Source organism: Streptomyces sp. NPDC058289 (assembly GCF_042880975.1).
Taxonomy (GTDB): domain Bacteria; phylum Actinomycetota; class Actinomycetes; order Streptomycetales; family Streptomycetaceae; genus Streptomyces; species Streptomyces stoeckheimensis.
The window spans coordinates 1-10822 of the sequence record NZ_JBHVYI010000158.1; the positions used below are offsets into that span (position 1 = coordinate 1).

Here is a 10822-nt window from a genome sequence, read left to right on the forward strand (position 1 = left end):
GTGGTGCCGTGGGCGCGCAGGTAGTCGGCGACGGAGCCGTGCCGGGCCCGGATCCAGCTGAGGGACGAGGCCAGGAGGCTTCCGCGCGGGGGCCGAGGTCATGGGTCAGTGGGGCCGTCTAGCCCCGCGTCGGAACCGAAAACGGAGCCCGGCGGGGCGGCCTCCCGGTCCGGCCGACGGGCCGCAGCAGCAGGGACAGGACCACCGCCGAGACCAGGGCGCCACCGATGAGCGTCGCGAACAGGGTGCTGTGCCCGGGGCCCAGCGCGGTGTGCGTCAGATAGGCCCCGAAGAGGGCGCCCGCCACTCCGCTCACCAGCACCACCCGCGAGGACGGCAGCCGCGGGCCGAGCACACGGACGGCCGCCCCGGCCAGGGCAAGGCCCAGGAGAGCGGAGCCGAGCGCCTCGATCAGCAGCATGGGAGTTCCTCTCGAACGGCGGACGTACCGGGGCGTACCGGGAGCGTGTCTTACAGCGGTCCTACCCGAAGCGGAGGAAACGGAAACGGCCCGGCGGAGTCCTCCACCGGGCCGTTCTCGGTACTTCTGGGTGCTACGTGATGCTTCGTGGTGCTCCCTGGTGTGGGGAGCGTCCGCTCAGAGAGCGCCGAAGCCGACCTTGCGCACGCTGGGCTCGCCCAGGTCGACGTACGACAGGCGCTCGGACGGCACCAGGACCTTGCGGCCCTTGATGTCCGTGAGGCTCAGCAGCGGCGCCGAGCCGGACAGGGCGGCGGTGACGATGCTCTCCAGCTCCTCGGCACTCAGGTCGCTCTCGAGCACGATCTCCCGGGGTGCGTGCTGCACGCCGATCTTGACCTCCACGGCCTTGTCCCTCCGACGGTCCGGTTCGCGCGATCAGCCGCGCCGTTACCCGGTCCACATTAGCCCGGAGAGGGGACGTGTCCGCCGCGCGGCGAAAACGCTCGCAGCGAACAGCCGCCGGTCAGACCGCCGGGGACCGCCGGGGCCGGCCCGGAAAGCCGGGCCGGCGCTGTTCGGGCGTCGTTCGGACGTCGGATCAGACGTCGGCTCAGACGTCCGTCGGGTGCAGAGGGAAGCCGGCGATTCCGCGCCAGGCGAGGGAGGTCAGCAGCCCCACCGCGGTGTCACGGGCGACCGGGCTCTCGCTCGACAGCCAGTACCGGGCCACGACCTGCGAGACCCCGCCCAGGCCCACGGCGAGCAGCATCGACTCGTCCTTGGACAGGCCGGTGTCCTCGGCGATGACGTCGGAGATGGCCTCGGCACACTGCAGCGAGACGCGGTCGACGCGCTCGCGCACCGCCGGCTCGTTGGTCAGGTCCGACTCGAAGACGAGCCGGAACGCGCCACCCTCGTCCTCGACGTACGCGAAATAGGCGTCCATCGTCGCGGCGACGCGCATCTTGTTGTCGTTCGTCGACGCGAGCGCGGTGCGCACGGCGAGCAGCAGGGCCTCGCAGTGCTGGTCCAGGAGCGCCAGGTAGAGGTCGAGCTTGCCGGGAAAGTGCTGGTAGAGCACCGGCTTGCTGACTCCGGCACGCTCCGCGATGTCGTCCATGGCCGCTGCGTGGTAACCCTGCGCGACGAAGACCTCCTGGGCGGCGCCCAGGAGCTGGTTGCGCCGGGCCCGGCGCGGAAGTCGCGTGCCCCGCGGACGCGCTGCCTCGGTCTGCTCGATGGCTGTCACGCCGCCTCCCACTTTCTTTAGAACACAGTGCGCCTTGCGCCGCGCGGCCATCGTACTTTTCGGTAACCGAATCTGGAGGGTTCAAGCCGAGTTTTCTCGCGGTACGGACCGCCGGTTACCCACCGGAGATGCTGGTCAGCGCTGGCTCAGCGGTAATCGTCTTCGTCCAGGGCCACCACCCGGGTCTGCTCGGCCGCGTCCCCGTCGGAGGCTTCGCGCTGGCCCACGGGGGTGAGCGGATCGTCCTCGACCGGATTCAACTCCGTGTTCTGCTCCGCCGCGTCCGCCTCGGGGGCTTCCACGTCGAGGGTTTCCGGCTGCTCTGACTGGAAGGTGTCCGGTTCCGCAGGGTCGACAGTCATGGAGCACCCCTTTCCACTTACGAGCCTAGGAGGATCGCGCATACCCCGCTAGGTGGTTCCGCAAGCATCTGTGACGGCGAACACAAGAGGACCCGCGTGATCGTCTCGTAACATTGCCCCCATGTCTTCGACCGAGCTGCCGGGTGTACGGTCCGCCGACCCCTCGTCTTCCGGACAGTCTTCCCAGGTGGGAGCCGCGCGAGTGGCCGAAGGGGAGCAGCTGCGCACCGACCGGCTGCCCGGGCTGGAAATGAACGTACGGGTCCGCCCGCCGGTCCGGTCCGGATTGCCGCCCGCGCTGTTCGTCCACGGGCTCGGCGGGTCCTCGCAGAACTGGTCCGCGCTCATGGCGCGGCTGGCCGATTCCGTCGACGGCGAGGCCCTGGACCTGCCCGGCTTCGGCTGGTCTCCGCCGCCCGCCGACCGGGACTACTCCGTCACCGGCCTCGCGCGCGCCGTCATCCGCCACCTCGACGCCGCCGGACGCGGACCGGTGCACCTGTTCGGGAACTCCCTCGGTGGCGCCGTCTCCACCCGGGTCGCGGCCGTCCGGCCCGACTTGGTGCGCACGCTGACGCTGGTCTCCCCGGCCCTGCCCGAACTGCGCGTGCAGAAGTCGGCCGTGCCGACCGCGCTGCTCGCCGTACCCGGAGTGGCCGGGCTCTTCGGCCGGCTCACCCGCGGTCTGAGCGCCGAACAGCGCACCCGGGGGGTGACGGACCTCTGCTACGGGGACCCCTCGCGGGTGACGCCCGAGGCGTTCGAGGCGGCCGTCGAGGAAATGGAACGGCGGCTCGCGCTGCCGTACTTCTGGGACGCGATGACCCGTTCCTCGCGCGGCATCGTCGACGCGTACACCCTCGGTGGCCAGCACGGACTGTGGCGCCAGGCGCAGCGGGTGCTCGCACCGACCCTGTTGGTCTACGGTGGCCGGGACCAGCTCGTCTCGTACCGTATGGCGCGCAAGGCCGCTGCGGCCTACCGGGGTTCGCGTCTGCTGACCCTGCCCGAGGCGGGGCACGTGGCGATGATGGAGTACCCCGAGGTGGTCGCGGCCGCCTTCCGGGAGCTGCTGGACGCCGCCGTCTCCATCGACGGGCACGGCGCCGAGCCGGACCCGGGCGCAGGGGACCGGGGCGCAGGGGACCCGGACGCAGCGGAGCACACCGTGAACACCGACGAGGACGGCAAGGGCTGAGGACGTGGGACGACATAGTCGCAAGGAGTCGGGCCAGGCTCCCGGCCCCGGCTCAGGCCATCCGCAGCCGGCCGAACAGGCCGGCGCCCGCGCCGCGACCCCGGCCCCGGCCGGGTGGGCAGAGCAGGCCGCCGCCCCCCGCGGGTACGCGGCCCCGCCGCGCCGCGAGCCGGTGTCCGGCACGCGCGGCGGACATCCCGAACAGCACGAGCCCGGCGGAGCCTGGGGCGCGGCCGCCGGTACCGGTGCGACCTACGGGGACTGGCGCGGGGCCCCGCGCACCCGGCCGGCCTTCGACGCCCCGGTCCACGACAGCCCGGCCTTCGCCGCCCCGGTCCACGACAGCCCGGCTTACGGCACCCCGGTCTATGACAGCCCGGCCTTCGGTACTCCGGTCTACGACGCCCCGGTCTACGACGCCCCGGTCTACGACGCCCCGGTCTACGACACCCCGGCCTTCGGCACCCCCGCGGTCGGCTTCCCGCAGGTCACCCTCGACTCGCCGATGACCGCGACGGGCTCGCACCGCCGGGTCACGGTGGCCGAGGACGCCTTCACCGCGACGGGCTCCCACCGCCGGATCCCGGTCCACGAGGACGTCTTCGCCACGACGGGCTCCTTCCGCGGAGTCCCGGCGGCCGAGGGCGTCTTCACCGAGACGGGGTCCCACCACGGGGTCCCGGTCGGCGGGGCCGTCTTCCCCGGGGACGCCTTCCCCGAGAGCGCCTTCACCACCAGCGGCTCGCACCGCCGGATCCCCGGGCCGCGGACGCCGGTCGTCACCCCCGTCGAAGAGGCGGAGGAGGCGCTGCCCGCTGCCGGACGCGGCGGCAAGGGCCGTACGTACGCCGGGATGGCCGCCGCGGCCGTCACCGTCGCGCTCGCCGTCATCGTCGCGGGCCAGGCCGCCTCCGAGAACGACAGCGGCAAGAACGCCGTGCGCGCCGCCGACGAGGGCAACAGCCATACCGCCCAGGGCAATTCCGCCGCCTCCCGTTCCGACGGCCGGCCCACCCCGGACGCCTCCGCGGCGATCAAGGCCGCGCCGGAGCTCTCGTACGACCAGAAGATGGCGCAGCAGTTCCCGATCGACGAGAAGCTGAAGGGCCCCGGCGCCTTCGACACCGTGCCCGGTGTGGCGCAGGCTCCCGGCAAGGGGAAGGTGGTCCGCTACCGCGTCGACGTGGAGCAGGGACTCGGCCTGGATCCGCAGCTGTTCGCCGAGGCCGTGCACCGCACGCTGAACGACGACCGGAGCTGGGGCCACGGCGGTACGAAGACCTTCGAGCGGGTGCCGGGCGGCGAGGCCGATTTCGTGATCACGCTCGCCAGTCCCGGGACCACCGGCGTCTGGTGCAAGAAGTCCGGGCTCGACACCACCATCGACAACGTCTCCTGCGACTCCGCGTCGACCGACCGCGTGATGATCAACGCGTTCCGCTGGGCGCAGGGTTCGGCGACGTTCGGCCCGGACCAGATGTTCGCCTACCGCCAGATGCTCATCAACCACGAGGTCGGCCACCGGCTCGGCCACGGCCACGTGAGCTGTCAGACGGCGGGCGCGCTCGCCCCGATCATGCAGCAGCAGACGAAGTCCCTGGACCTCAACGGAATCCAGTGCAAGCCCAACCCCTGGGTGTATCCCGGGAGTTGATGACGGCTTTGACAAAGTGTTCGATGGTCGGTCATTGTTCTCCGCATGTCGCACCTCCACACCACCACCGCGAGCGCCGCCATTGAGCTGGCGCTGCTTGGTGTGACCGCGCACAGCGTGGCCGACATCTTCTGTCGCTGACGCCTCCCTGAGCGCGCGACTTCCTCTTTTCTCCGTCGTTCCGCCGCGCCCGGGGCTTCCAGCCCGCAGGTGCGGCTCGTTGCCGTTCTTCCGTCCCCGCCGTCGGCACGCCGCCGACCGCTCCGACGTGGACCGCTGCCCCTCGCGTGGCCTTTTCCGCATCTCCCTTCACGCCGAGAGGTCCCTTTTCCCATGGCCCGTCAGTCCCTCATATCGCGCCGCGTGGCCGCGGTCGCCGTCAGCGTCGTTCTGGCCGGGGGCGCCGCCGCCTGCGGGCCCACGGACGGCACGGACAAGGCCTCCGCCGGCGACAAGCCGGGCGCCACCGGGGCCGCCCCGCAGAAGGGCGGCACCCTGACCGTCCTCAACAACGAGCCGCAGAGCGACTTCGACCCGGCCCGCCTGTACACCTCCGGCGGCGGCAACGTCCCCTCGCTCGTGTTCCGCACGCTCACCACCCGCAACCGCGAGGCCGGCCCGGCCGGCGCCAAGGTGGTGCCCGACCTGGCCACCGGCCTCGGCAAGCCCAACGCCGACGCCACCGAGTGGACGTACACGCTCAAGGACGGGCTGAAGTACGAGGACGGCTCGCCGATCACCACCGCCGACATCAAGTACGGCATCGAGCGGTCCTTCGCCGCCGAGCTGTCGGGCGGAGCCCCGTACCTGCGCGACTGGCTGGTCGGCGGGGAGACGTACGAGGGCCCGTACCAGGACGGCGGCAAGGGGCTCGACTCGATCGTCGTGCCCGACGCGAAGACGATCGTCTTCAAACTCCGCAAGCCCGAGGGGGAGTTCCCCTTCCTCGCCACGCAGACGCAGTTCGCGCCCGTGCCCAAGGCCAAGGACACCGGGGTCAAGTACGAGGAGCACCCGGTCTCCTCCGGCCCGTACAAGGTCGTCAAGAACGAGAACGACGGCGAACACCTCAGTCTCGAGCGCAACGAGAACTGGGACGAGAAGACCGACGAGGAGCGCAAGGCCTACCCGGACAAGATCGACGTCCGCTCCGGGCTCGACGCGGCGGTCATCAACCAGCGCCTGTCCACCAGCTCCGGCGCCGACGCGGCCGCCGTCACCACCGACACCAACCTCGGCCCCGCCGAGCTCGCCCAGATCGGTGACAACAAGGAGCTGAACGGCAGGGTCGGCACCGGGCACTTCGGCTACGTCAACTACCTGGCCTTCAACCCGAAGACCGCCCCCTTCGACAACCCGAAGGTCCGCCAGGCGATCTCCTACGCGATCAACCGCACCAGCGTGATCAACGCGGCCGGCGGCTCCGCCCTCGCCGAACCCGCCACCACCTTCCTGCCCGAGCAGGAGGCCTTCGGCTTCACCCCGTACGACCATTTCCCGGCCGGCAAGACCGGAGACCCGGCCAAGGCCAAGGAACTGCTGGCCGAGGCGGGCTTCAAGGACGGGCTGACCATCACCCTCACCCACTCCAACGCCCAGAACCGGCAGACCAGCCCCGAGGTCGCCACCGCCGTGCAGCAGGCGCTCGCCGCCGCCGGGATCACCGTCAAGCTGGAGGGGCTGGAGAACAACGCCTTCAACGAGAAGCGCTGGGACGTCAAGAACACCCCCGGCTTCTTCCTCTCCCGCTGGGGCGCCGACTGGCCTTCAGGCGCTCCCTTCCTCGCCCCGATCTACGACGGCCGCCAGATCGTCACCAACGGCACCAACTACAACCACGCGCAGCTCAACGACCCGGCCGTCAACACCGAGATCGACGAGATCGCCAAGCTGACCGACCTCGCGGCGGCCGGCAAGCGCTGGGGCGCCCTCGACAAGAAGATCGGTGAGCAGGCGCTCGACGTCCCGCTCTTCCACCCGGTCTACAAGCGGCTCGTCGGCAAGGACGTCAAGAACGTCGTCATCAGCGACTGGACCGGCGTCCTCGACATCTCCCAGGTCTCGGTCAAGTGACGCTCCTTGCCCAGCAGTCGGCGGCCGGGCCAGGGGTCACCGCCCCGGGCCCGGGCGCCGGGCGGCACGTCTGGCGGCGGCTGCGCGCCCGGCCCTCGGCCGTGGCGGCGGCCGCCGTCCTGGCGCTCCTCGTCCTCCTCGCCCTCGCCGCGCCGATGTTCGCCCACCTCACCGGTCAGGACCCGAACGCCTACCACGACGAGCTCGTCGACTCCGCGCGCGGCGGCGTCCCGCTCGGTTCCTTCGGCGGGATATCCGGCGAGCACTGGCTCGGCGTCGAACCGGGCACCGGCCGCGACCTGTTCACCCGGCTGCTCCACGGAGCCCGGATCTCCCTGCTCGTCGCGCTCGGCGCCACCCTCGTCCAGGTCCTCGTCGGGGTGGGCGTCGGGCTCGCCGCCGCGCTCGGCGGACGGTTCGCCGGTCAGCTCGTCAGCCGGGTCACCGACGTGATGATCGCCCTGCCCATGCTGGTGATCGCCATCGCCCTCACCGCCGTCGTCCCGCCCGGGTTCCCGCGGCCGCTGCTGCTGATCCTGGTCATCGGACTGCTCGACTGGGGCGGCCTCGCCCGGATGGTGCGCGCCCAGACCCTGTCCCTCAAGGAGCTGGACTTCGTGGACGCCGCCCGGCTCTCGGGCAACGGCACGCTGCGGATCGCCCGCCGGGAGCTGCTGCCCTCGCTGGCCGCGCCCGTCATCACCCTCGCAGCGATCAAGGTGCCCACCGCCATGGTGGTCGAGGCCTCGCTGTCCTTCCTCGGCGTCGGCGTGAAGCCGCCCACCCCCTCGTGGGGGCAGATGCTGTCCAGCGCCCAGACCTGGTTCCGCGCCGACCCCACCTACGTCCTGCTCCCCGCCGGGCTGCTCTTCGTCACCGTGCTCGCCTTCACGGTGCTCGGCGACGCCGTCCGCACGGCCCTCGACCCGCGCGAGGACTCGCGGCTGAGGGTCGGCACCAGAAAGGAGCGCAAGGCGTGACCCGCTTCGTGCTCAAACGGACCGGCGGCGCACTGCTCGTGCTGCTCGCGCTGTCCGTCGTGATCTACGCCCTCTTCTACCTCGTCCCCGGCGACCCCGCCCGCCTCGCCTGCGGGGAGCGCTGCAGCCCGGCGCAGATCGCCCAGGTGCGCGAACAGCTCGGGCTGAACGAGTCGGTGGTCGCGCAGTACCTGCACTTCCTCCAGGGGCTGCTGGTGGGCCGGGACTCCTCCGGCGGCGCCGGGCTCGTCCTGCACTGCGACGCGCCCTGCCTCGGATTCTCGTACCAGAACGACCAGCAGGTCACCGCGCTGCTGCTGGAGCGGCTCCCCGCCACCCTGTCACTGGCCCTGGGCGCGCTGGTGATCTGGCTCGTGATCGGCGTCGGCACCGGGCTGCTCTCCGCTCTGCGCCGGGGCGGGTTCACCGAGCGGGCCCTGACCGTGCTCACCCTCGCCGCCACCGGCACCCCCGTCTTCATCCTCGGGCTGCTGCTGCTCATGGCCGTCTGCGCCTACCTCCAGTGGCTGCCCTTCCCCACGTACGTACCGCTCGGCGACGATCCCGAGCAGTGGGCGTGGAACATGCTGCTGCCCTGGGTGACCCTCGGCTTCTTCGAGAGCGCCAAGTACGCCCGGCTGAGCCGCAGTTCCACTCTGGAGACGCTCGCCGAGGACCACATCCGCACCTTCCGCGCCTACGGGGTCGGGGAGCGGGCCATCGTGACCCGGCACGCCGTGCGGGGCGCGGTGGCCCCGGTGATCGCGCTCAGTGCCGTGGACTTCGGCACGATGATCGGCGGCGCCGTGCTGACCGAGTCGCTGTTCGGGATCCCCGGGCTCGGCAAGACCCTCATCGACGGCGTACGGGTGGTGGACCTGCCGGTGGTGGTGGGCGTGGTGCTCGCCATCGGCGTGGCCGTCGTCCTCGCGGGCGTCGTCGCCGACGTGCTGTACGCCGTCGCGGACCGACGGGTGGTTCTGGCATGACGAACGCTTCGCTGGTGGACGTCACCGGCCTCACCGTCGAGTTCCCGGTCGGCCGGCCGGGGGAGTACGTACGGGCCGTGGACGGGGTGTCCTTCACCCTGGAGCCCGGCCGCGCCCTGGGCATCGTGGGGGAGTCCGGAAGTGGCAAGTCCACCGTCGCGGCAGCCCTGTTGGGGCTGCACCACGGGACCGGCGCGCGGCTCGGCGGCACCGTCCGGGTCGGCGGCACCGACGTGGGCGCGGCCTCCCCGGCGGAGCTCCGGGAGCTGCGCGGGGCCGTCGCCGCGATGGTCTTCCAGGACCCGCTGAGCTCCCTGGACCCGTACTACGCCATCGGCGACCAGATCGCCGAGGTGTACCGGGTGCACGCCTCCGTCTCGCGGCGTGCCGCCCGGGCCCGGGCGGTGCAGGTGCTGGACCGGGTGGGCATCCCCGACGCGGTGCGCCGCTCCCGGGCGCGACCGCACGAGTTCAGCGGCGGCATGCGCCAACGGGCCCTGATCGCCATGGCGTTGGCGTGCGAGCCGAAGCTGCTGATCGCGGACGAGCCGACCACGGCGCTGGACGTCACCGTCCAGGCACAGATCCTCGACCTGCTGCACGGGCTGCGGGAGGAGCGGGGGCTCGGGCTGCTGCTGGTCACCCACGACGTGGGCGTGGCGGCGGAGAACGTGGACGGCGTGCTGGTCATGCGGGACGGGGCCGTCGTGGAGCGGGGTGCGGTGGAATCGGTGCTTTCCGCTCCGGCCGATCCGTACACCGCGGCCCTGCTGGCGGCGGTGCCGCGGCTTGACGCGGTGGGCGTGGCCCGGCCGGGGGCCGTACGGGCGCTGTCCGTGCCCGCGCCTCGAACGCCGACGCCGACGGAATCGGCTGACGTGCCCGTCGTCGAGGCGTTCTCCCTGCGGAAGGAGTTCGGGCGTGGGAAGCGGCGGGTGGAAGCCGTGGGCGGGGTGTCGGTCTCCGTGCGGGGTGGGGAGACGCTGGGGATCGTCGGCGAGAGCGGCAGCGGCAAGAGCACCCTCGGGCGGATGCTCGTCGGGCTGCTGGAGCCCACCTCCGGGCAAGTGCGGCGGGACGGAGCGGAGAGCGTCGGGGTGGTGCCCGGGGTGCAGATGGTGTTCCAGGACCCGGTGTCCTCGCTCAACCCGCGCCGTTCGATCGGCGAATCCATCGCGGACCCGCTGCGTGCGGCGGGCGAGAAGGACCAGCGGGCGATCCGGGACCGGGTCGGTGAACTGCTGGTCCGGGTGGGGCTGGAGGAGGCGCACTACGACCGGTACCCGCACGAGTTCAGCGGAGGCCAGCGCCAGCGCGTCGGCATCGCCCGGGCCCTCGCGCCCCGGCCCCGGCTGATCGTCTGCGACGAGCCCGTCTCGGCCCTCGACGTGACCACGCAGGCGCAGGTCACGGCCCTGCTGGCCGAGCTCCAGCGGGAACTGGGCATCGCGCTGGTGTTCATCGCGCACGACCTCGCGGTGGTGCGTCAGGTCAGTGACCGGGTCGCGGTCATGCGGGGCGGGGTGATCGTGGAGGAGGGCCCCGTCGACGAGGTCTACGACCGGCCGTCCCACGCCTACACCCGGGAGCTGCTGGCCGCCGTCCCGTCCCTCGACCCGGCCCTGGCCGCCGCCCGCCGGCTCGGCCGGCGCCGTTCCGGGGGAGTGCTCGCGCGGACCTCGTAGGCCGGTCCTCCTAGTTCTTAGCGTGCTCGAACGCGAACCGTACGGGAAAGTTACGACTCTTCACCCCTTCCGGTGGCGGGGCGGGCCAACCGCCCGCGCGCCCGCGGGAAAAACGCGGGTGTTTGGTTACCGCGGGGGGGGGGGCCCCCGGGGACCCCGCGGAAACGGATATGGGGGGGGGGGCACGGGCCGGTAGGGGGGGAGACGG

The 10822-nt window shown here is 72.1% G+C and carries 11 protein-coding genes; 7 read left to right on the plus strand and 4 right to left on the minus strand.

The window, feature by feature from the left end:
• Positions 1-118 precede the first annotated feature (118 nt).
• The 4 genes from ACFVX6_RS39540 to ACFVX6_RS39555 all read right to left on the minus strand — a co-directional run bounded on the left by ACFVX6_RS39540 (position 119) and on the right by ACFVX6_RS39555 (position 2035).
• A complete protein-coding gene (locus ACFVX6_RS39540; protein ID WP_389699427.1) occupies positions 119-421 on the minus strand; it encodes a hypothetical protein in 303 nt (100 codons plus the stop codon).
• 177 nt (positions 422-598) lie between these two features.
• Entirely contained in the window at positions 599-826 is a 228-nt protein-coding gene (locus ACFVX6_RS39545) for a DUF3107 domain-containing protein (protein ID WP_250741766.1), read from the minus strand.
• Between the two features lie 208 nt (positions 827-1034).
• A complete protein-coding gene (locus ACFVX6_RS39550) occupies positions 1035-1673 on the minus strand; it encodes a TetR/AcrR family transcriptional regulator (protein ID WP_214949215.1) in 639 nt (212 codons plus the stop codon).
• 146 nt (positions 1674-1819) lie between these two features.
• Positions 1820-2035 (minus strand): hypothetical protein, encoded by a 216-nt coding sequence (locus ACFVX6_RS39555; RefSeq protein ID WP_389699428.1) that lies wholly within the window; start codon positions 2033-2035, stop codon positions 1820-1822.
• Between the two features lie 121 nt (positions 2036-2156).
• Here ACFVX6_RS39555 and ACFVX6_RS39560 point away from each other — a divergent pair, with 121 nt between their 5' ends.
• The 7 genes from ACFVX6_RS39560 (at position 2157) to ACFVX6_RS39590 (ending at position 10614) form a co-directional block, all read left to right on the plus strand.
• Positions 2157-3233 (plus strand): alpha/beta fold hydrolase, encoded by a 1077-nt coding sequence (locus ACFVX6_RS39560; RefSeq protein WP_389699429.1) that lies wholly within the window; start codon positions 2157-2159, stop codon positions 3231-3233.
• 4 nt (positions 3234-3237) lie between these two features.
• Positions 3238-4887 carry a DUF3152 domain-containing protein gene (locus ACFVX6_RS39565; protein WP_389699430.1) on the plus strand — a complete coding sequence of 550 codons (1650 nt, stop codon included), beginning with the start codon at positions 3238-3240 and terminating at the stop codon, positions 4885-4887.
• Positions 4888-4932: 45 nt separating this feature from the next.
• Positions 4933-5028, plus strand: a complete 96-nt coding sequence (locus tag ACFVX6_RS39570; protein WP_323182585.1) for an Ms4533A family Cys-rich leader peptide — start codon at positions 4933-4935, stop codon at positions 5026-5028.
• Between the two features lie 192 nt (positions 5029-5220).
• Positions 5221-6960 carry an ABC transporter substrate-binding protein gene (locus ACFVX6_RS39575; protein WP_389699431.1) on the plus strand — a complete coding sequence of 580 codons (1740 nt, stop codon included), beginning with the start codon at positions 5221-5223 and terminating at the stop codon, positions 6958-6960.
• Positions 6957-7940, plus strand: a complete 984-nt coding sequence (locus ACFVX6_RS39580; RefSeq protein WP_389699432.1) for an ABC transporter permease — start codon at positions 6957-6959, stop codon at positions 7938-7940. Before ACFVX6_RS39575 ends, ACFVX6_RS39580 begins: the two co-directional genes overlap by 4 nt.
• Entirely contained in the window at positions 7937-8929 is a 993-nt protein-coding gene (locus tag ACFVX6_RS39585; protein ID WP_389699433.1) for an ABC transporter permease, read from the plus strand. The genes ACFVX6_RS39580 and ACFVX6_RS39585 overlap by 4 nt, the downstream gene beginning before the upstream one ends.
• Complete coding sequence (locus ACFVX6_RS39590) at positions 8926-10614, plus strand: dipeptide ABC transporter ATP-binding protein (RefSeq protein WP_389699434.1); 1689 nt, start codon at positions 8926-8928, stop codon at positions 10612-10614. Before ACFVX6_RS39585 ends, ACFVX6_RS39590 begins: the two co-directional genes overlap by 4 nt.
• The last annotated feature ends 208 nt before the right edge of the window (positions 10615-10822 follow it).